The sequence below is a fragment of the Paraburkholderia fynbosensis genome (assembly GCF_902859935.1).
GTDB classification, from domain to species: Bacteria; Pseudomonadota; Gammaproteobacteria; order Burkholderiales; family Burkholderiaceae; genus Paraburkholderia; species Paraburkholderia fynbosensis.
Genome location: NZ_CADIKI010000005.1, coordinates 34,959 through 55,754, shown reverse-complemented (window position 1 = coordinate 55,754; position 20,796 = coordinate 34,959). Strand labels below are relative to the sequence as shown.

The 20,796-nt window shown below is 64.6% G+C and carries 23 protein-coding genes; 22 read left to right on the top strand and 1 reads right to left on the bottom strand.

Translation table 11 applies throughout. The annotated features are described in order from the left end of the window. The first annotated feature begins 65 nt into the window (after positions 1-65). From urtB to HV770_RS09880, 8 genes are all read left to right on the top strand, one after another. Positions 66-941 carry an urea ABC transporter permease subunit UrtB gene (gene urtB / locus HV770_RS09915; RefSeq protein WP_175159234.1) on the top strand — a complete coding sequence of 292 codons (876 nt, stop codon included), beginning with the start codon at positions 66-68 and terminating at the stop codon, positions 939-941. A gap of 5 nt (positions 942-946) precedes the next feature. Continuing rightward, a complete protein-coding gene (locus HV770_RS09910; protein WP_175159233.1) occupies positions 947-2,020 on the top strand; it encodes a branched-chain amino acid ABC transporter permease in 1,074 nt (357 codons plus the stop codon). Continuing rightward, complete coding sequence (locus tag HV770_RS09905) at positions 2,020-2,754, top strand: ABC transporter ATP-binding protein (RefSeq protein ID WP_175159232.1); 735 nt, start codon at positions 2,020-2,022, stop codon at positions 2,752-2,754. Before HV770_RS09910 ends, HV770_RS09905 begins: the two co-directional genes overlap by 1 nt. Continuing rightward, positions 2,741-3,487: an ABC transporter ATP-binding protein gene (locus HV770_RS09900; RefSeq protein ID WP_175159231.1), complete on the top strand. Its 747-nt coding sequence runs from the start codon at positions 2,741-2,743 to the stop codon at positions 3,485-3,487. The genes HV770_RS09905 and HV770_RS09900 overlap by 14 nt, the downstream gene beginning before the upstream one ends. A gap of 28 nt (positions 3,488-3,515) precedes the next feature. Beyond that, complete coding sequence (locus HV770_RS09895) at positions 3,516-4,694, top strand: ABC transporter substrate-binding protein (RefSeq protein ID WP_175159556.1); 1,179 nt, start codon at positions 3,516-3,518, stop codon at positions 4,692-4,694. Positions 4,695-4,748: 54 nt separating this feature from the next. Continuing rightward, a complete protein-coding gene (locus HV770_RS09890; protein ID WP_175159230.1) occupies positions 4,749-6,164 on the top strand; it encodes an amidase family protein in 1,416 nt (471 codons plus the stop codon). Continuing rightward, positions 6,161-6,706: an amino acid synthesis family protein gene (locus HV770_RS09885; RefSeq protein ID WP_175159229.1), complete on the top strand. Its 546-nt coding sequence runs from the start codon at positions 6,161-6,163 to the stop codon at positions 6,704-6,706. The genes HV770_RS09890 and HV770_RS09885 overlap by 4 nt, the downstream gene beginning before the upstream one ends. Before the next feature lie 74 nt (positions 6,707-6,780). Then, on the top strand, positions 6,781-7,815 hold the full coding sequence (locus HV770_RS09880; protein WP_175159228.1) for a porin: 1,035 nt from the start codon (positions 6,781-6,783) through the stop codon (positions 7,813-7,815). Positions 7,816-8,088: 273 nt separating this feature from the next. Here the strand turns inward: HV770_RS09880 and HV770_RS09875 are convergent, their stop codons facing one another. Next, positions 8,089-8,307 carry a hypothetical protein gene (locus HV770_RS09875; protein ID WP_175159227.1) on the bottom strand — a complete coding sequence of 73 codons (219 nt, stop codon included), beginning with the start codon at positions 8,305-8,307 and terminating at the stop codon, positions 8,089-8,091. Positions 8,308-8,580: 273 nt separating this feature from the next. On the opposite strand from HV770_RS09875, the gene HV770_RS09870 reads away from it, so the two are divergent. The 14 genes from HV770_RS09870 (at position 8,581) to virB11 (ending at position 20,783) form a co-directional block, all read left to right on the top strand. After that, a complete protein-coding gene (locus HV770_RS09870; protein WP_175159226.1) occupies positions 8,581-8,814 on the top strand; it encodes a helix-turn-helix transcriptional regulator in 234 nt (77 codons plus the stop codon). Continuing rightward, positions 8,811-9,134 carry a hypothetical protein gene (locus HV770_RS09865; protein ID WP_175159225.1) on the top strand — a complete coding sequence of 108 codons (324 nt, stop codon included), beginning with the start codon at positions 8,811-8,813 and terminating at the stop codon, positions 9,132-9,134. Before HV770_RS09870 ends, HV770_RS09865 begins: the two co-directional genes overlap by 4 nt. A gap of 464 nt (positions 9,135-9,598) precedes the next feature. Beyond that, complete coding sequence (locus HV770_RS09860) at positions 9,599-10,447, top strand: ParA family protein (protein WP_175159224.1); 849 nt, start codon at positions 9,599-9,601, stop codon at positions 10,445-10,447. After that, the gene (locus HV770_RS09855; RefSeq protein WP_175159223.1) at positions 10,440-11,018 is read left to right on the top strand and encodes a hypothetical protein; all 579 of its coding nucleotides are present in this window, start codon (positions 10,440-10,442) and stop codon (positions 11,016-11,018) included. Before HV770_RS09860 ends, HV770_RS09855 begins: the two co-directional genes overlap by 8 nt. Continuing rightward, the gene (locus tag HV770_RS09850; RefSeq protein WP_175159222.1) at positions 11,015-11,662 is read left to right on the top strand and encodes a lytic transglycosylase domain-containing protein; all 648 of its coding nucleotides are present in this window, start codon (positions 11,015-11,017) and stop codon (positions 11,660-11,662) included. The genes HV770_RS09855 and HV770_RS09850 overlap by 4 nt, the downstream gene beginning before the upstream one ends. A 35-nt stretch (positions 11,663-11,697) precedes the next feature. Next, a complete protein-coding gene (locus HV770_RS09845) occupies positions 11,698-12,039 on the top strand; it encodes a TrbC/VirB2 family protein (RefSeq protein ID WP_175159221.1) in 342 nt (113 codons plus the stop codon). 13 nt (positions 12,040-12,052) lie between these two features. Next, positions 12,053-12,373 (top strand): VirB3 family type IV secretion system protein, encoded by a 321-nt coding sequence (locus HV770_RS09840; RefSeq protein WP_175159220.1) that lies wholly within the window; start codon positions 12,053-12,055, stop codon positions 12,371-12,373. 1 nt (position 12,374) lies between these two features. Then, a complete protein-coding gene (locus HV770_RS09835) occupies positions 12,375-14,864 on the top strand; it encodes a VirB4 family type IV secretion/conjugal transfer ATPase (protein ID WP_175159219.1) in 2,490 nt (829 codons plus the stop codon). Then, positions 14,861-16,018, top strand: a complete 1,158-nt coding sequence (locus tag HV770_RS09830) for a TrbL/VirB6 family protein (protein ID WP_175159218.1) — start codon at positions 14,861-14,863, stop codon at positions 16,016-16,018. The genes HV770_RS09835 and HV770_RS09830 overlap by 4 nt, the downstream gene beginning before the upstream one ends. After that, the gene (locus tag HV770_RS09825) at positions 16,015-16,722 is read left to right on the top strand and encodes a TrbJ/VirB5 family protein (RefSeq protein ID WP_175159217.1); all 708 of its coding nucleotides are present in this window, start codon (positions 16,015-16,017) and stop codon (positions 16,720-16,722) included. The genes HV770_RS09830 and HV770_RS09825 overlap by 4 nt, the downstream gene beginning before the upstream one ends. 177 nt (positions 16,723-16,899) lie before the next feature. Beyond that, positions 16,900-17,616, top strand: a complete 717-nt coding sequence (locus tag HV770_RS09820) for a VirB8 family type IV secretion system protein (RefSeq protein ID WP_175159216.1) — start codon at positions 16,900-16,902, stop codon at positions 17,614-17,616. Further along, positions 17,613-18,449 (top strand): TrbG/VirB9 family P-type conjugative transfer protein, encoded by an 837-nt coding sequence (locus tag HV770_RS09815; protein ID WP_175159215.1) that lies wholly within the window; start codon positions 17,613-17,615, stop codon positions 18,447-18,449. The genes HV770_RS09820 and HV770_RS09815 overlap by 4 nt, the downstream gene beginning before the upstream one ends. Next, positions 18,442-19,659 carry a type IV secretion system protein VirB10 gene (gene virB10, locus HV770_RS09810; protein WP_175159214.1) on the top strand — a complete coding sequence of 406 codons (1,218 nt, stop codon included), beginning with the start codon at positions 18,442-18,444 and terminating at the stop codon, positions 19,657-19,659. Before HV770_RS09815 ends, virB10 begins: the two co-directional genes overlap by 8 nt. After that, on the top strand, positions 19,656-20,783 hold the full coding sequence (gene virB11 / locus HV770_RS09805; RefSeq protein ID WP_175159213.1) for a P-type DNA transfer ATPase VirB11: 1,128 nt from the start codon (positions 19,656-19,658) through the stop codon (positions 20,781-20,783). Before virB10 ends, virB11 begins: the two co-directional genes overlap by 4 nt. Positions 20,784-20,796: the final 13 nt, after the last annotated feature.

The following is a 20,796-nucleotide window of genomic DNA, read 5'->3' as shown; positions in this document are numbered from 1 at the left end:
TTCAGTTGCAGATTGCACATAAGGGGGCGAGAGTCCCGCAGACATACGGAAGGGGACTTGCTCATATGACGACGATTCTTAACATTCTGGGTTACGTGAGCATCCTCATGCTGGTGGCGCTTGGGCTCGCGATAGTCTTCGGCATGATGGACATCGTGAACCTCGCGCATGCCGAGTGGGTCACGATCGGCGCATACGCGCTCGCGGTCGCGCAGGCGGCTGGCGGGAAGCAGGCCTTCTGGCTTGCCCTGCTGGTGGCCCCGGCTGTCGGAGCCGTCCTCGGATGGTGCCTCGAACGTTTCATCATCCGGCTGCTCTATGACCGGCCACTGGACACGCTTCTCGCGACCTATGCGATCAGCGTGATCCTGCAGAAGGCACTGGAACTCGTCTTCGGCACCCAGCCAATGCTCGTCTATGCCCCCTTCGACGGAACGGTTCCGGTCCCCGGCGGTAGCTATCCGGCCTACCGGATCTTCGTGATTGCTGTTGCGCTGACCGTCACCACGGGGTGCTGGCTGCTATTCGCCCGTACGCGCTTTGGTACGCAACTGCGTGCCGTGATCCAGCACCCGGCGATGGCCGAGGCCACCGGCATCGACACGCGGCGCCTGAACCGCATCGCATTCTGTGGCGGTGCGGCGCTTGCCTCGCTCGCCGGCGTGCTCGTCGCGCCCATGGTTTCGGTGGAGTCGCATCTGGGCGTCTCGTATCTCGCCAAGGCGTTCTTCGTGATCGTGCTGGGCGGCATCGGATCGATCGCGGGAAGCATCCTGGGCAGCGCAGTCATCGGCGCGGCCGAAACGCTGCTGGGCTATCGCGTCGATCCCTCACTCGCTTCTGCACTGGTGCTGGTCCTCTCCATTGTGGTGATCCGGTTCAGGCCGCAAGGGCTGATTCCGGGATTCAGTGCGGCGCATCAGCTTCTCGGCAAAGGATAAAGCGTATGTCTGGAAAACATGCAGGCCGCCTCCGGCTATGGTTCTCACAACCGGCTTTTGGCCCCCAGGATGTTCCACCCCTGCTGATATGGGGCGCAGTGGTGGCAGTCGTGGTGATCGTGCCTTTTTTTGCCGGTCCCTGGGTGCTGTCAACGGTGCGCGATGCACTCGTCATGGGGATCCTCGCATTGAGCTACGACCTGCTCTGGGGACGGGCCGGGGTGCTCACGCTTGGGCATACCACGTTCCTGGGTCTCGGCGCTTACGGATTTGCCGTCACGACCGTCCAGTTCGGACTGGCTCCTGCGATGGGGCTCGCTGCCGGCGTGCTCTGCGCTGCGGCTGTCGCCGCCGTCATTGGCTATTTCCTGCTCTTTGCCGGGGTAAGGCTTCACTTCTTTGCCATCATCAGCCTGGCCGTGCTGATCGTCGCACAGCAGCTTGCCGTCAGCTGGCAGTCGGTCACAGGAGGAGATACGGGCATCCTGGGCATACCCGGACTGTCGTTCGGCCTGGGCGGCCACACGTTCGATCTGGGCGGCCCGCGCGCATCCTGGTACACCGTGGCCATCTTTCTGCTTGCCGCAACAGGTCTGGTGTGGCTCGCGTGCCGCAGTCGCTGCGGCAAGGTGCTTGATGCGATCGCCGCCAACGAATGGCGGGCAAAGGCATGCGGCTATGACACGTCGTTTCACCTGCTGCTGGTCTTCATCGTGTCGGCAGCACTTGCGGCCATCGCGGGCGCGCTGATGGCGGCCTGCTCGGGCGTGGTGGCCCCGGACGTGTTTTCGCCGGTTCTTGCGACGGAGGTCATTCTCTGGGTGGCCATCGGCGGGCGGGGAAGAACCGGTGGACCCGTTATCGCCGCCGTCGTTCTGACACTCCTCAGGCAGACCGTCTCCAGCTACAGCACAGACGGCTGGCCACTGATCCTGGGTGGCCTGTTTCTCGGCTGTGTGCTCTTCATGCCGAACGGACTGCGACTCCATGGATTGGTGGAGTTCGCGCGCCGCGTCGCCCGGATGCCATGGAACAGGCCACCCGTTCATCGTGCGGGCGATGCGCAGGAGGAACGGTAATGGACACCCAGTTTCTTCAGGGCACGGGCCTCTCGCGCCCATTTGGCGGAATAAACGCCGTGGCCGGTGTGGACATCACGATCGCGCCACGCGATCTGCTGTGCGTGATCGGGCCGAACGGCGCGGGCAAGAGCACGCTTGTTGGCCTGCTCTCAGGCGCGATTGCCCCCGGTTCCGGCGAATTGTATCTCGATGGCGAACGGATGACGGGCCGCCCGATGCACGCGTTCTGCCGCCGCGGCGTGGTGCGCAAGTTCCAGGGAACCAATACCTTCCTCACGATGACCGTACGCGACAACCTGATGGTGGCCGGTCTCGGCGTTGCGGCTCACCGGGCTTCGCCGATGCCCGATCCTGACGCGGTGTTGGAGGAGATTGGGCTTACCGGGCAGGCGGGCGAGCTCGCCTCGCATCTGCCGCACGGCGAGCGGCAGTGGCTCGAAATCGGTATGGCGATCATGTGCCAGCCCGCATTGCTGCTCCTCGACGAACCCGCAGCCGGTCTGTCCGCGAAGGACTCGCAGCGGCTGGTGCGCCTCATCCACCGGCTACGGGAGGGGTGCGCGGTGCTCGCCATCGAACACGACCTGGGCTTCGTGCAGTCCCTTGAGTGTGAGACATGGGTCATGCATCGGGGAGAGGTGGTTCGAAGGGGATCGTATGCGCAGATCGCGAACGACGAGGAGATCCGCCGCATCTATCTGGGGCGGGGGGCGACACATGCTGCGCATTGAAAACCTGTGCGCCGGATACGGCGACGTGGATGTGGTTCACAACCTAAGGCTGGACGTGCTGCCGAACGAGGTGGTCGGCGTGCTTGGGTGCAATGGTGCCGGCAAGACCACCTTGGTGAAGGCGGTCATGGGGTTGCTGCCGCGCGTAAGCGGGGAGGTCTCTTTCCTCGGGCAGCCGGTCACAGGCCTGCGCACGCACGAGATTGCATGCCGGGGCATCGGACTTGTGCCGCAGGGACGCTGGATCTTTCCGAAACTGACCGTGCGGGAGAACCTGCTGATGGGTGCGCAGGCCGCCGGCGGGGCGGGCATCCTCGACGAGGTATTCGATTACTTCCCGGTGCTCGGGTCGCGTCTGTCGCAGCAGGGCGGCACGCTCTCGGGTGGCGAGCAGCAGGTCCTCGCCATCGCACGTGCCCTGTGCGGCCGTCCAAAACTGCTCCTGCTGGATGAGCCGTCCGATGGCGTGCAGCCTAACCTGGTCGAGCGCATTGGCGAAGTGATCCCGGAACTATGCCGCCGCTCGAAGCTGGCGGTGCTCCTTGTCGAACAGAACCTCGATCTTGTCCTTCAGAGCGCGCAGCGTTGCATTGTGCTCAGTAATGGTCGCCTCGTGCATGCCGGCGCCGTTGAATCGCAACCGGGTGACAGAGGCGAACACCCGCTCGCGCGCTATCTCTCTCCTCCGGCCGCGGAGCCCGCACCGGACTTGCCTCATGAAAACATCCAGTGAAACCCAGCAATATCAAGTGAGAAAACGCATGAACCGTCGTGACTTTTCCCGAAGCTTGCTGCTTGGTGCGGCCGCTTCCCTTGCTGCATCGGCTGTCTCTCCGTTTGCACGTGGCGCCGTCCCGCTGAAGATCGGGCTGCTCGCACCGCTCAGCGGCCCCCTGACGCGCGTGGGACAGACCAACCGCAACTGCGCCGCGCTGGCAGTGGACGAGATCAATGCGGCGGGCGGGCTGCTTGGCCGGCCGCTGCAGCTGAGCGTTGAGGACACGCAGATGTCCACGGCCGTGACGCTGGAGAAGGCACGGCAACTCTTCATGCGTGACGACGTTGCGATGATCACGGGCATGGTGCTGCCGTCAGAGCGCGAAGCGGCCCTTCAGGCGTCAAGGGCGGCCCGAAAGCTCATCGTCTATCCGAACTTCGACGAAGGACGATGCGACCCGCAACTGCTCACGACCGGGCTGGCTGCGAGCCAGCGGATCGAGCCGCTCATTGCGTGGCTCATGCGCGATGGTGGACGGTCCGTCTGCGCGGTCGTCTCCGACATCGGCAGCAACCGGAAGGTGCTGATCCCGCAGCTGCAGGCGGCGGTGGCCCGCCATGGCGGCAAGTTCCTCGACGTCTACTGGCTGCCCTTCGGCACGCGCGACTACGGTGCGACCCTGCAACGGGTCGCCAGCGCGAATCCGCAGATCGTGTGGCACAGCATCGGGGACGACCCTGTGACGTTCGTGAAGCAGTACCGGTCGTTTGCGATGAAACCGCAACTGGTGACGGACATCGCGCACGAATCCCTCTCGATTGCAACCACGGGCGCATCGACTGGGACGATCGGCGTGTCGTCGTACTTCATGAGCATCGGCAACCCCGAAAACCACGCGTTCCTCACGCGCTATACGGCCCGGTACGCCGACGCACGCGATCCTCGCCTTGGCCGCTACGCCGTGGTGCTGCCGCATGGCGAGAACACGTATGCAGGCATTCGTCTGTTCGCCGAGGCCGTCAGGTCGGCGGGAAGTGTCGACGCCGGCCGCGTCAGGGCCGCTTTGCCCGCCGTCTCCGTTGCCCTGCCGCGTGGCAAAACGGGTGTGAGCCACGACGGCGGTCATGTGCTTTGCCAGACACGGATCGGCCAGGCGCTCGCCGACAACAGTTTTTCGATCCTGGGATCCACCGGCCCGGTAACGCCGGTTTGTGAAGGATAGGCGTGGCTCCAGCATTCTGAGGCAAGGCACGCACCAATAGATGAGGACTACATAATGAGTGAAATTGTCACGCTTGGCGCGAGTCAGCTGACTGCCGGATTCCGGCAGCGCACGCTCTCGCCCGTCGAGGTCATGTGCGCGGTACTGGACCGCGTCACGAAGCTTGATCCGGTTGTCAACGCGTTCTGCGCCCTCGACGAGGAAGGGGCAATGTCGGCCGCCAGCGAGGCGGAGCGGCGGTGGATGCGCGGCGAGCCGTGTGGTCCGCTTGATGGCGTACCGGTATCGGTCAAGGATCTCGTCGCCGTAGCCGGTCTTCCGACACGGCATGGGTCATGGACCACTTCCCCAGACCGCGAAATGGCCGATGCGCCGGCCGTGGCGCGGCTGCGGCGCGCGGGCGCCATACCGTTCGGCAAGACAACGACTTCCGAGTTCGGCAACAAGATCGTCACCGACTGTCCGTTGACAGGCGCAACGCGCAATCCGTGGGATACGCGACTCTCCCCGGGAGGCAGCAGCGGCGGATCGGCGGTCGCGGTTGCGCTGGGCATGGGGCCGCTGTCGCTTGCGACCGATGGGGGAGGCTCCATCCGGATTCCGGCCTGCTGGAGCGGCGTGGTCGGATTCAAGCCCACATTCGGGCTCGTACCGGCCGGTTCAGCAACGTCATGGACCGCTCTGTCCACGCTGGGACCGATGGCACGCAACGTACCGGATGCAGCGTTGATGCTCGATGCGATGACTCACGAAACCCTCAACGGAGGCTCGGTAACGGGTGGCTGGTCCAGATATGCCGGCATGCTGGACGACAGCATCGCGGGTCTGCGCATCGCGTACTGCGCTGCCCCGGCGGGCATATCCGTGAAATCGCCCATTGCGGAATGTGTCGGGAGGCAAGCCAGCACATTCGCGGCACTCGGCACGCGGGTGGACGAAACCGAAGTAGTACCCCTTGCGGATTTCTACGGGGACGGCCGCATGCATTCGATCCAGTGGTCCGTGTTCTTTGCACAGCGCGTGCGGCACATGGAAGAAGCTGACAGGACGCTGCTCGATCCCGACCTGAAGGCACTGGCGGATGCGGGCGCGCAGGTGAACACCGCGACGTTCGCCGACGCACTGTTTGCCCGTCATGCGCTCGCGGCGTCAATGGAGACGTTCTTCCAGCATCACGACCTGCTGCTCACACCGACGTTTCATTGCGGCCCGCCTCCAGTTTCAGGGCTGCCGGCCCATCTGCGTCAGGCGCCTGTCCTGACGGCGTGGTGCAACCAGGCCGGACTGCCCGCGATATCGGTGCCTTGCGGATTCGCCGGTGATCTGCCTGTCGGTCTGCAGATCATTGGCCCCCGGGGCAGCGATGCGCTGGTACTGCGCGCAGCGCGCGCTTACGAGCTGGCGAGGGGAGATTTTCCGGCACCGACAGGGGAACTGCAGCTTCCGGGTGACATGGAGATCGCGCCATGAACGTCCAGATTACGCGGATCGTGATCCATCTTGTTGAGCGGTGCGCGGAACTCGGCACAGTCGTGAGCCCACCGCATCGTCAGGTCGTCGCCGCTGCCGTGCTGAAGCCGGCCGACATGGATGTCGGTGGTGAGCTCGATGCGCTGTATGCGGCGGGCGCTGAGCTCGGCCGGATGCTCACCGGACGGGCGCTGCTTGCGCTCGGTTGTGCGGGGCAAGACATCCACGGTTACGGGAAGGCGGCGCTCGCGGGCACCGGCGTGCCGCTTGAGTGGGCAGCAGCGCTACTGCATCCGCGACTCGGCAAGGCGGTGCGCGACTGCCTGCCTGGCGCGTCCTCGATCATGCCGTCCGTCACGAAGCGCGGGCCGCCTGGTGCGTGCGTCGACATCCCGCTGCACAGCGTCACAGACATGTGGAGCTTCGACCACTTCGACACCGTATCGCTCTGCGTACCCGACTCGCCGGCGCCGCACGAACTGCTGGTTGCCGTTGCGCTGGCCGAGCGAGGAAGGCCGCTCGCGCGCGTCAGGCCGGGGTGAGGCGCGACGAGACATCGCGCCGTCAGGCAGGTGCCCCCCAGAAGAAACACTCAAAAAACGATGAAGGAGAAATCATGCGCAGGGATGTGCGGGGAAAATGCAGCAAAGGTCTGGCGGCGCTGTCGTTGTGTCTGACAGTGGGCATGGCGCACGCGCAGTCGTCAGTGTCTCTCTACGGGCTGGCCGATGCATTTGCCGGGGTGGTGCGTACGCCCGGCTCGGCGGGCAACGCGTGGGAGGTGGGTTCGGGCGGGCTGTCGACGTCGTATTGGGGCATGTCGGGCGCCGAGGATCTGGGCGGTGGCATGAAGGCCATCTTTACGCTGGAGAGTTTTTACCGGATCAACAGTGGCCAGTCAGGCGCGTACGCCGGACAGTCCTTCTTCGGGCGCAGGGCGTTCGTCGGTCTGAGCGGGCAATACGGTCAGCTGACCCTTGGGCGTAATGATTCCCTGCTGTTCGTGTCCACGCTGCTGTTCAACCCGTTCGGCAACTCGTTCGTCTTCTCGCCCATGGTGGCCCACACGTTTCTGGGCTCCGCGATGGGTGCTGCGTCGGTGCAAAGCGATACGGCGATCGACGATTCGATTGTCTACCAGTCGCCGGACGTTAGCGGTCTGACGGGAAGTGTGCTGTACAGCAATGCGGGCGTCGCGGGGCATGCAGGGCAGGCGAACTACAGTGCGAACGTGCTTTACTTCGCGGGGCCGTTTTCCGCGACGGCAGCAGTCCAGAGCCTTCACACGGCGTCGCTTTTCCTGAATGGCGCCACGGAACAGACGGCGTGGCTCGTCGGAGCGGCGTATCGCCTGCAGGCGGTGAAGCTCTATCTGCAGTACGAACGGGTGACCAACAACAATGAGCTTACCGACGATACCGTTCAGGTAGGCGCCAGCGCGCAGGTCGGAACGGGCAACGTACTTGTGTCCTGGGCGGGGACGCTTCGGCGGCCTGTACAGGGGAGCGATGTCCGCTGGTCGACAGTGGTGCTCGGATACGACTATCCGCTCTCGAAACGCACGGACGTCTATGCCGCCTGGCGGTACGACACAATGACCAGCGTGTCGTCAGGCAACAGCCTGGGTGCGGGGATCAGGATGAAGTTCTAGCCGGCCTGATTCAGCAGACTCCGACGGTTGAAGGCTCCAGTTCGCTGGACGGTCATATCCCGGTGACGACATCTGGCGCATGCCCTGCAGCGAACACGCTGGAAACGGGGGGCGCGGACGCCAGACGTCGCTTGCGCTTTCCTTCGAGGCGTGCTTGACTCACCCCGGACGGACTCGCTTCAACAGCTGCAGGTTTGCGACGCAGGCGCGCCTGTGGGCGTATGCATGGGTTCCATGCCGGTGTGCTCACTCGCCTGCCGGGGCAAGAATGCGTCAGGTGTCGTTGCCCTCGTTGTTGCTTCCTGGAACACATCCGATCAGGCCAAACATGGCCTGGAATTCGTACCCGCAGCCTTCGCACACATACTTCTGGTAGATCGTGTACGCGCCTACAGCACACGCGCCCATCGTCACGTTCAACGAGTTGCAGGATGGGCAGCGCACGACGCCATCCTCAACGGTACGCGTTCGCCATTCATTGGAAGACAGCACGACCGTCTCTCCTGGTTGATGCGACGGGTGCCACCTCTGCGGGACCGCGACCGTACGTCAGGTACTGAATATTCTACGCTTCCCGTTCGTGAGATCGACCGCGGTAATCTCCGCCGTCGACAGGTGATACGTTTTGCCTCACCTGTGTGTCGTTCGCCCCGTCCGACGGGAGCTTCCCGTCGATAAGACGGGTTTGGAAGTCGGACCCGACCGCTGCTTGAATGCCCCCATGTACCGGCAACGTCAGGCCGGCATTTTTTCTGGGGGAAGGCAATGTCAACTGCGAACAGCGAGGCGCACTGGATCCTGCGCCGCCGCCACGTCGAAGAGAGAACGGGGCTGTCGCGCTCAACAATTTACCGTCGCATGGCGGCGGGAACATTTCCCCCGGCGATACGGCTGGGCGGCCGCCTGGTGGGATGGCGCGCGGCCGACATTGAACAGTTTCTCGAGAATCCCGCGCGTTATCGTGCGCCTGCGCGCGACGACGTGGGAGGCGCGCCATGAGTCGCGATCCCGCTTCGCCACCACTGCATCGGCGGCTGGAAAATTGGGGCAATGCATCTCGCGGCGCTTACGATCCGGTCGATGCGGCGCGGATCACGAAAGCATGGCAGACCCTGCATCCGCGGCATCGCGACATGCTGCGCATGGTGTATCTCTGGCATGCCAGCCATGAGATCATCTGCAGGCGGCTGCGCATACCCCGTCGGCCCGCGCAACGCTTCGAGCTGGAACTTTCGGCCGCACGTACGGCACTCGCACGCGCCCTGGAGAGCGGGAACCAGGATCGCGACGGCTCGCACCCGTCTGACGACAGGCAATGATGGTGTGCTGTCGCCGACGGTTCGACTCGACCCGGCCCGCCGCCTGCACGGTCTGACCCGGCCGATGCTGCCCTCGGCGAATCTGGGTGGAAGGCCCCACAGCAGAGATTTTTTTGGGGAACTCGTGGGAACACCTGAGAGGACGTGGGTAAATGGAAAGACTGCGCGGTGCCTGAGGCCACTTGCAATGGGCGGCGCACTCGTCTAGATTGAAGCCAACAATCTGATCCGGTCAACGTGCCACGCACGACCGAGTACGCGTTAGCGGCCCCGCAGTTCGATGTCTGTGCGACGACGTGGTGTGCCGTGACGCATTCGCAAAAAGCCTGCACCTGCAGGCTTTTCTGCTTTCTGGCGCTGATGCAATGATCCCCCGTTGAGCCCGCGGTCAGCCTCTCCGGCGCCGCGGGTTCCTTTTTCTTCGCAGATTCATCGACAGCGGGCGCGGCTGAGGACGATGAACGATGAAATCGCTTCTGATCATTTCGGCAAAGAGTAACTCGGGCAGGACGATGCTGACCTGCCTGCTTGCCCGTCACCTGCATCGCGTCAATTACTGGCGCGTGCTGGTACTGGACCTTGCCGAGCCGCCGCGCTGCGCACGGATGCTCGCCGGCGGGCAGGATGAGGCGATCGGGTCCGGCAACCCGGTGCCGGACCCGTCCGGGCGCGCCCGGCCCGCACCCCACGGCTGCGTTCGCGTGCTCAGCGGCGACACCGTCGACGGTCTGCACTCGCGTGACGATCCCGCCCGCACACGCTACTACGCGAACCTTCGTCATCTGCTATGCGTGGTGGCGCCGCAGTTCGACGTGTGCCTGATCGATACTCCCGTGATGCCCGACCTGCGCGCTGTCTGTGCAGAGGCGCTGGTGGACGCGGTGCTGAGCCCCATAGCGATGTCGCCGGAATGCGTCGGCTGCGCCTCGGAAATCATCAATGGCACGTATGGGATCCGCAACGTTCGGGCGCGACTGAATCCGGCATTGCACTTTGTCGGGCTTCTGCCCGTCGTCGCAATCCCTGGACCGATGGAAGAAGCGTGGGTGAAGGTGATGGAAACGACGCTGCATGAATGGCTGATCGCGGACCAGGCGTTTCCCCACGGATACGCCTGGCTGCCTCGCCTGACAGCTGTCGGGCGCGCTGTGGGTTACTCAGTGCCGCGCGGCCGGCTGCCCGAGCAAGAAGTCCGGGTAGCCGAATCCTCGCGGACAGTGGTCGCCTGTCTGGAGGTCCTCACTCGCCGGCTCGATGCAATCGGGAACGGTGCAATGCCTGCCCTTCGTCGTGCAGAGGTATGCGATGCATGACGTAGCCATCTCATTCGACATTGCCATCGCCGGTCGCCGGCTGCTGCGGGGGTTGCGCCGCTGGTCGATTGTCCTCGCCGCATCCGTCGGTGCATCAATGCTGGCGCCTGGCACTGCCCATGGCGACGACTGGGGTTGCCGGGTGATCCTGTGCCTCTCGAATCCCGGTGGCCCTGAGCAGTATGACGAGTGTGTCCCGCCGATCGGGAGGCTGTGGGCAGCCTTGCGCCACGGCGATCCTTTTCCGACATGCGACTTCGGCGCAGGTGGCTCGCAGGGGACGTCGGCGGTGAACATCTTTGCGGGCGCCGGGTACTGCCGCGAGGATCTGCTGTACTGGAGTGGCCCCGAGCAGAGTGAGCTGCTATGCAATGCGCGCGGCGCAATCAATGTCGAAATCGACGGCGTCCTGTACACGCGGGTGTGGTGGGACGCGAAAGGCGCAGACCGTACGATCACCGAGTTCTACGGGGCCGGCAGTACCGCTATCCCATACGAGCCGACCCAGTCCGCACGCCTCTTTCTGGAGCGGGAGGCCGAAAGCCCGGGCGGTCAGGGAGGTGGCGAATGATTACCCTCGCCGCATTTCTGGCCCTGACGCAGCAGTGCGCGCCGGCCGTGGCGCCCGCCACGATGGCCGCCATCGTGCGGGTCGAGTCGGGTTTCAACCCGTACGCGATCGGGGTGGTACATGGCCGCCTCGAGCGCCAGCCAGCGAACCTCAATGAGGCCATTGCGACGGCACGCGCGCTGGAGGCCGCCGGGCGGGATTACAGCGCAGGACTCGCGCAGGTGAACCGCGCGAACTGGATCCGGTTCGGCCTGACACGGGAGACCGTCTTCGATCCATGCCGCAATCTCGCCGCCGGCGCGGCCATCCTGCAGGGCTGCTTCGAGCACGCGCGGCACGAGTATGCACGAGCGCAGGACGCATTGCGCGCGGGGCTGTCGTGCTACGCGAGCGGCGATTTCTCCACAGGTTTTCGAACGGGCTACGTGCAGCGGGTTGTCGCTGACGCTGCTCGCCCTGATCCGGTGGTTCCAGCCATTGCTGCTGACGTCGCGCCCATTCGCGTCATTCCGTCCAGTCCGCAAGGCGCGCGTTCCGGTCCGTCGCGCATCCGGGATGGAACGCCGTCGACCACGGACCGCAGACGAAATCGCCAGACTGGTCTACCCGGCGACATGGCGCAGGAAAGCGCGGTCGTCTTCTGACCAGGCAGGACCCATGTGTGTAACAGGAGCAGACCATGAAATCAGGACTACAAATCAAGTGGAAATCTATTCCACGGGAGACATGGATGCGTGGGTCGGCGCGAGCCGTCCGGCGCGGGCTCGCGATTGCGCCCCTGCTGGCACTGACGGTGACGCCGGCATATGCGCAGCTCTCTCAGGTCAACACCCTGCTGACAACGATCCAGACCACATTACTCAGCGTGGGTGCAGTGGTGTGCTCGATCTCGATCATCTGGGCGGGCTTCAAGATGATGTTCCAGCACGCGCGCTTTGGCGATATCGCCAACGTGTTCATCGGCGGCCTGTTCGTGGGCTGCGCCACGGTGATCGCAGCGATGCTGATCCCGACGAGCTGATCCAGAGGCAAACATGGACCAGCTCAGGGATCCCGTCTTCAAGGGCTGCACACGACCCGCGATGCTGTGGGGCGTGCCGCTTGTGCCGTTGCTGATGGTGGGCGGCAGCATCCTGATTCCCGCGATCTGGGCGCTGCTCGCAAGCCCGCCGGTGGGCGTCGGCGTCGCGCTGCTTCTCGTGCCGGTGTTCGTGACGATGCGTTCGGTCACGCGGCACGACGACCAGCGGCTTGCGCAGTGCGTGCTGTGCGTTCGCATGGCGTTTCGCCAGCGCAATCGCCGTTTCTGGGGCGCGCACGCCTACGTGCCGGTTCGCGTCAAGAGGAGGGGCTGACATGGCTGCGCAGCCGCACCTCATCGACGTGGCCGAACGCGAGGTCGTGCTCGCGGACTTCGTGCCGTTCTCATCGCATGTGACCGACCACGTGATCCGCACGCGGGAAGGTGACTATCTGCGCGTGTGGAAGATCGCCGGCATTGCCTTCGAGGCGGCCGATCCAGGTGACATCCTGGTGCGTCACGAAGGGTTCAACCAGCTCGTGCGCAGCCTGCCGGGTGGCCATGTGGGACTCTGGTCCCATCGGCTCCGCCGGCGCGTGACTGACCACTTCGCCACGCCCTACGGCAACCCGTTCTGTCAGGAGCTTGCCACACGGTACTACGCGAGCTTTGCGGGCTACCGGATGATGGCCAACGAGCTTTACCTGACGCTCGTCTACCGGCCGCATCGCACGCGGCTGGGGCGCCTCTTCAGTCAGGCAGCCCGTCGCACCGCCGACGATATCAGGCGGGACGAGTATGAGGCGCTGAAGGTGATGGCGGAACTCGCCGCGCAGGTCGAATCGGGCCTGAAACCGTGGGATCCGGTGGCCCTTGGCGTCTACAGGAAGCAGGTTCGCTACGCGAAGCAGATCCACCATACGCAGCGGCCGGTGCGTTTCTCAACGGCACTGGAGTTTCTGGGTTATCTCGTCAACGCCGCCTGGGAGCCCGTGCCGGTGCCGTCAGGCCGCATTGCCGAGGCACTGCCGACGTCGCGACTTTTCTTCCGCACCGAGAAGGTCGAGATCCGCATGCCGGGCGCAACGTGCTACGCGGCGCTGCTCGACCTGAAGGACTACCCCGAAGAAACGGAGCCCGGAATGCTCGACGGTCTGCTCTACGGCGACTTCGAGTACATCGAGACGCAGAGCTTCACGATCCTTGACCGCCCAACGGCAAAGGAAGCGCTTGAGCGCCAGCGCAACCAGCTGATTGCCGGCGAGGACGTCGCCGTGTCGCAGGTCCAGGCGATGGACCAGGCGCTGAACGACCTGATCAATGGCGATTTCGTCCTGGGCGAATATCACTATTCGCTAGCCGTGCTCGGGGACCGCCCGGACGAGGTCGCGCGGCACGTGGCGAAGGCGCGCACGCAGCTCGCGGACGTGGGCTTCCAGACCGCGCTCGTCGACCTCGTGGCAGACGCGGCGTGGTTCGCGCAACTACCCGGCAACTGGCGCTACCGGCCACGGGAGGCGAAGCTTACCTCGCGCAATTTCTGTGGGCTCGCGAGCCTGCACAACTTCGCGACGGGCAAGCGCGACGGCAACCCGTGGGGCGAGGCAATCACCATTGTCAAGACGCCGAGCGGCCAGCCGCTCTATCTGAACTTCCACGCGACCCCGGAAAAGAAGGAATCGGCCGACGAGAAGGCACTCGCCAACACCCAGATCATTGGGCAGGCGGGCGCGGGCAAGACGGTACTTGAGCTGTTCCTGCTTGCCATGGCGATGAAGTATGGCGTCACGGGCGTTGTCTACGACAAGGACCGCGGTACCGAGATCGCGATCCGCGCGGTGGGCGGCCGCTACACCGTCTTTCACCGGGGTGTCCCGACGGGGCTCAATCCGTTCCAGCTCGAACCGGACGAGGCGGTACTGGATTTCTGGGAGCGCCTCGTGCGCCGGCTCGTCGACACGGGTGCGCCGCTTTCGGCCAGGGATGAGCTCGACGTTTCGCGTGCCGTGCGGGAAGTGGCCCGCATGGCGCGGCCGCTTCGGCGCCTGTCGATGGTGCGGCAGCTGATGCCCAACGTGGGCGAGAACAGCCTGCATGCGCGACTGACCAGGTGGTGTGCGGGCGGCCGGCTCGGCTGGGCGCTGGACAACCCGTCGGACCTGCTGGCTTTCAGCGAGAACCACCTGTTCGGCTTCGACGATACAGAACTGCTGGACGATCCGGAGGTGTCGACGCCGGTGACGATGTACCTGCTGCACCTGACCGGAAGCCTGATCGACGGGCGGCGCTTCATCTATGTGATGACCGAGTTCTGGAAGCGCCTCGGGGACCCGGTATTTACGGATTTCGCGAACAACAGGCAGAAGACCATCCGCAAGCAGAACGGTCTGGGCATCTTCGACACGCAGTCGCCGGCGGACGTCCTGCGCAGCCCTATCGCGCGGGCGCTCATCGAGCAGACCGCGACATTCTTCTTCCTGCCCAATCCGCGGGCGGACTACGACGACTACGTCCACGGCTTCAAGCTCACCGAGGCCGAATTCAATATCGTTCGCACGCTGGGGGAGAACAGCCGCCTGTTTCTTGTCAAGCAGGGACACCACTCGGCGATCGGCCGGCTGGATCTCGGCGGACTCGGCGACGTGCTCGACGTGCTGTCGGGAACGACGGACAACGTCGAACTGCTCGACGGCATCCGTGCCGAGGTGGGCGACGAACCCGCTGCGTGGCTTCCCGTGTTTCATGAACGGCTGGCGCGACGGCGTGCGAGCGGGGCAGCCCTGAACATGCTGGCCCCGCGTGTGTCGGGAAGAGGTGCTCGATGAGCGGCCTTTTCACAGCGGTTGGCGGCACGCTCGAAAACGGCATGTCGACGTACGTCACGAGCGTGTCCTCGGCGCTCTCCAGTGCGCTGGTGCCGGTCGTCACGACGGCCCTCACGATCTGGATCATCGCGTACGGGTTGGCCGTGGTGCGTGGCGAGGCCCATGAGTCGGTACCCGCCTTTGCGTGGCGTGGGATGAAGGTGGCCATCATGCTTGCCTTTGCGCTCGGTGCGGGCATCTACCAGTCGCAGATCGTCACCGCGGTGGAGGGCGCTACCTCAGGCCTGGCCCGGACGATCCAGACGGCGGCCGCGAATGCCGGGGCGGGTAATGCCGGCTGCGGAACGGTGAGTGGCGCCAGCGTGACGGGTACGAGCGCGTCCTCCATTTACCAGACCCTCGACTGCTATGACCGGCAGATCGACATCGTGATGGATGCCTACTTCAACAAGGCGACGCACGAAGGCTTCAGCATGGCGGGCATCGTGGCCGGCATCGGCGATTTCTTTTGCGGGCTGGTAGCCGCGCTCGGTGCCTCGGTCTTCCTGATCGTCCTCGCATTCGAGGTGCTGATGGCGAGGATGCTGCTGGAGCTGGTGCTCGGCCTTGGCCCCCTGTTCATCGCATGTGGCGCATTCAGCCCGACAGCCCGCTTCTTCGAGGCGTGGACCGCGAAGATTGCTAACTACGCGCTGTTGCAGGTACTCATTGCGGCGTTTCTGGGTATGGCGCTGACCGCGTTCTCCGCAGATCTCGCGCCGTTCCAGGTGACGACCTCGGCACCCGATGCAAATGCGTCTTCGCTGACAGCCGCTGTTCACAGCGCACTCGACAGCGCAGCGTCCTGGGCAGCGGGACTGGGCATGTGCGTCACGGGCCTCCTGCTGGCCACTGTCGGATGGCAACTGCCTGCGGTCGCCTCCGGCCTGGCTGGTGGCGCCACCCTGTCCGGGTTTGGTGCATTCGTTGCGGGATACGCCGCACGCCAGGCGCTTCGCGGCGTCGATGCCGTCATGCGCTTCGGGCATGGTCCGCGCCGGCCCGGCGGAAAGATTTCGGATGGCGGAGCGGGAAGCGGTTCGATGCCAGCCTACCAGCGTGCGGCCCGCGAGCACCTGGGCGATCGGGCAAACGATGGAGAGTCTGCATCATGACCACCTCACATGTACGGCGCGCTCTGATAGCAGGCGCAATCGCCGCGACCGGTTGCCTGTCTTCCGTCGTTCGTGCCCAGGGCATTCCTGTGTATGACGCACAGAACGTCGTGCAGGCGATCGCGACTGTCGGGCAACTGAAGGAGGAAGTGCAGCAGGAGCTCCAGCTGTATCAGTCGCTCAGTGGCACCCGTGGATTTGGGTCCCTGATGAGCAATCCGGTTCTGTCGAACTCCCTGCCATCGAACTGGCAGTCCGTTTATACAGCGATCCAGAACGGGGGATATGCGGGTCTCACTGGCAGTGCGCAGACGCTGCGCTCGGCGAGCGAGATCTACAACTGCGAGGACCAGAGTGGTGTCGACCAGCAGGTCTGCCAGCGCGCACTCAACAAGCCGTTCCAGGACAAGGCATTCGGCACACAGGCGTACCAGACGGAGCTCCAGGAGCTCGACCAGATCCAGGGCCTGATGCAGCAGATCGACGTCACGCAGGACCAGAAAGGGATTTCGGAACTGCAGGCCCGCATCCAGATTGAGAGCACGGCGGTCGGCAACGAAATGACGAAGCTGCAGCTCTTCAGGATGCTCGCCGATTCGGAAGACCGGCTCATCGCCGGGCAGCAGCAGGAGATCGTCCTCAAGCGCGCCGGCAATACCGCACGGTTGCAGGACCAGATGGTGCCCGCAAGTTTTGGCAACTGAGTTCCGTAACCGAGGAGGATGACATGATCCGTTCCATCACCGCGGTCGTTGTCATGCAGTTAGTGATACTTATTAATGGGTGCGCCGGCAGCCCACCTGCACCCGTTCTGCCGGATGGTTCGCACCGTGTTCCGGTGAACCGCGTGTCACCCGTTCCGCCACCGGATGGGGGCAGTCATGAGCAGTGACCGTGACTATCGTCGGGCGCTCGATTTCGAGGTGTCGGTCACGCACCTGCAGGAGCGGTCCGAGCGTCGGGCATGGTACGTGGCCGCGACCTCGGTCGTGGTGGCCATCCTGTGTGCAACCGCATTGGCTGTGATGATCCCCTTCTATCGGCTCGTGCCACTGCCGATCGAAGTTGACCGGCTGACGGGCGAAGCGCAGGTGATCGATGTGCTCGACGCGAAGCACATCCCTATGCGCGACATCGAGGACAAGCACTGGGTCGAGGCGTACGTGCGCTCGCGCGAGCGTTACGACTGGGGCCTGCTGCAGATGGACTACGACCGCGTGCTCGACATGAGCGACGACCGGGTCGCGCGTGATTACCGGGCGATCTACGGCGGACCGGACGCGCTGGACCGGCAGCTCGGGGCAAATGCACAGCGGCGCATCCGCATCCTCTCGACGACGCTTGTGCCGGATGAACCGGGGCATGCCGTCGTGCACATCGAGCGCACGACGTGGAAGAACGGTATCGGTAACGCGGAGGCGCCGCAGCGTTTCGTCATCACGCTGGCCTTCACGTACCGGCCATCCGTCTTTACACGCGAGCGCACGGCGATTGAAAACCCGTTCGGCTTCAGGGTGACGGCGTACAGCCGCGATCCCGAATACACCCCCGCAGCGTCGTCGCCGGCATCACAGTCGGTCCCGGGAGGTGTGTCATGAAACTGGACAACCTGGTGAGCACCGTTGTGCTGGCGACCACGCTGGCAGCGCTCTGCGGTGGCGCCCGCGCGTACGACGTGCCCGGCTGGTCGGGCGACCCGCGTGTGCGGCAGGTCGTGTACCGGCAGGACGAGGTGGTGCGGATCATCGCGCAGCGCGGTTTCGCGACGCACATTGCGCTCGATCCGGCCGAGCACATTCTCGTCGTGGCCCCCGGCGACCGGGACGGATGGCAGGTGGTTGCAAACCGGGGTGAGCACGACGTCTACCTCAAGCCCCAGCTCGCCGCGCACGACACGAACCTGGAGATCCGTACAGACCGGCGCAGCTACAGCTTTGACCTCGTGGTGCTGCCGCTGAGAGCCCGGTTCGCCAACGACGAGGAGATGTATCGCATCACCTTCGTCTATCCCGACGCCCAAGCCGCGAAGACAAAGGCCGCCGATGATGCCGCCCTCGTACGCGCGCGCCTGGACCAATCGCCGGTGGTGCGCAATACCGCCTACTCGATGCAGGTGATGCCGCACTCGGAGGATATCGCGCCGACTGCGGCGTGGGATGACGGGCGCTTCACCTATATCCGCATTCCCAACAACCGGCGTATTCCTGCGATCTTCCGCGTGGCCGGCAACGACAGCGAAAGCGTCGTCGACCGGCACATGGAAGACGACGTGATCGTCGTGCATGAGCTCGCGCGACGTTTCGTGCTGCGTCTCGGTGACGAGGTCGTCGGTCTGTGGAACGAGGCGTTCGATGTGGACGGGGTACCGCCTGCGGATGGCACGACGGTGAGCGGTGTGAAGCGAGTCCTGCGGAGCGACGGCCATGAATGAGGAAACGCCGCGCAATGTGATTGCGCCCAACGTTGTGCCCGAGGGCGACCCCGCAAAGGTCACCGAACCCATAAACGGTGGCCCTGCGAACCAGCCAGCCGATCGTGGCATGCCGGAGTTGGGGCAGCAGGGTGCTCGGCCCCGTGCCTGGTGGCTTGCGCCGCTCGTGGTCGTGGCGGTCGTGATCGGCGGAGCGGTCTGGACGATACACGGGTTTCTCGAGCGGCACGATGCGGCTGAGAAGGCCAGACGGGATGCCGTGCAGGACCAGCCGTCCCAGGGGCGGGTGTTCGGCGACGGGACCGTAGCGGCATCAGCAGTTGCCGCAGTGCCAGGCAGCCCGGTCACAGCGAGTGCCGCCGCGTCGGCCCCCGTTGCCGCCGCGACGCCCCACACTCCTGTCCATACCGCGCCGGCTCGCAGCTATTACGACGCGCCGCTGCTCGCCACCGGAAGCACAGGCGGAAGCAATGGTCCTGCCAACGAAGCAGCAGAGCTTGCCGCATCAACACCGGGCGTTTCGCCGGGCGCGACTGCTGTGGCGGTCAGCCAGCCCCAGGGCAGCAGTCCGCTTGCCCAGGCGCTGACGCCGACGGTGACGCCGAAAGCGCGCGCAGGCTTTCTCGGCAACCGCAGTCTGGTCCTTGCACAAGGCGCCAAGATCGACTGCGTGGGAGATACCGCGTTCGATTCGACCCAGGCGGGTATCTCGACCTGCACAGTGACGAAGAACGTCTATTCCGATGACGGCCGTGTGGTGCTGATTGAACGGGGTTCGCAGATCAACAGCGAGTACCGCTCGAACCTGGCACCTGGACAGAAACGGGTGTTCATTCTGTCGGCCCGCATCAGGACTCCCGAAGGGGTGACGGTCGAGATCGATTCGCCGGCCGCGGACGCGCTCGGACGCATGGGCGTGGGCGGCTATGTGAACAACCATTGGGGCGAACGGATCGGCGCGGCCATGCTGCTCGGCATGACGCAGGACGCGATCGGCTATCTCGCGACGCGTGGCGGCAATAGCAACGGCCCGGTGGTGTTCGAGAACACGCAGCAGCAGGGCAATGACATGGCCTCGCGGGTACTCGACAGCACGATCAACATCCCGCCCACGCTGTCACAGAACCAGGGGGCAGAGTTCACGATCGTCGTCGCGCGGGACCTGGACTTCAGTGCGGTCTACGCGCTCGATCCGGAGGGCTCGCGATGAACGCGCCGGCCCACATCCTGAACGACGCACCTGTGTCAGCCGATGCGCCATTGCCGAGGCTGGCAGAGGACGCGTCGGTACGCGAGCTCATGCGGCCGTTCGCGGGGCTGCTCGATGATCCGATGGTCACGGAGCTGGTGATCAACCGGCCACAATGCGTGCTGACCGAAACCCATCTCGGATGGCATGTGCACGACTGCACGGACCTTGATTTCGAGCGCCTGATGTCGTTCGCGGTCGCGATTGCCACGCTCACGAACCAGGAGGTCTCGGCGCTGCATCCGGTGCTCTCCGCGCTGCTGCCAGGTGATGCGCGCATCCAGATCGTGATTCCACCGGTAGTACCCCCGCGTACCGTGTCGGTGACGATCCGCCGTCCCGCCTCGCGCGAGAAAACGCTCGATGCATACACGAGCGAGGGCCTGTTCGCGCACACCACGTGGCGCCGCCCGGCTGGACTTGATGAGACGATGCCGGCGCTACGGCCTCTCGATCGCGAACTCGCCAGGTACCTCGAAGCGCGTGATTTCCCGGCCTTCTTCGAGCGGGCGGTGCGCGGGCGGCTGAACCTCGCGATCGTGGGCAACACCGGCTCGGGCAAGACGAGCTTCATGAAGACGCTGTGCCGGTACATTCCGGCTACCGAGCGCATCGTGACGATCGAGGATGTGCGCGAACTCTTCATCCGCCACATCGATAACTGCGTGCACCTGATCTACAGCAAGGGTGGTCACGCTCAGGCGCGGGTGACGCCCGCGGACCTGATCGCCAGCACGATGCGCATGCGTCCCGACCGCGTGTTGCTCGCCGAACTGCGCGGCAGCGAGGCGTACGACTTTCTGAAACTCCTGACCACGGGCCATTCGGGTTCGATCACGAGCTATCACGCATCGAGCGCCCCGGTCGCGATCGAGCGGTTCGCGCTGATGGCGAAGGAACATCCGGAAGCTTCGACGTGGGATGACGCGGCACTGCGCCGCCTGCTCTTCATGACGATCGATGTGGTGGCGCACATGGAGGCTACGGCTCTTTTCGACGGGTCAGGTGAGCAGACCGGCCGGCGATGGTCGATGACGGAAGTCTGGTTCGATCCGCTGCATCGCCATCAGGCGGATTTCCGGTGAAAGGAGAGCAGGT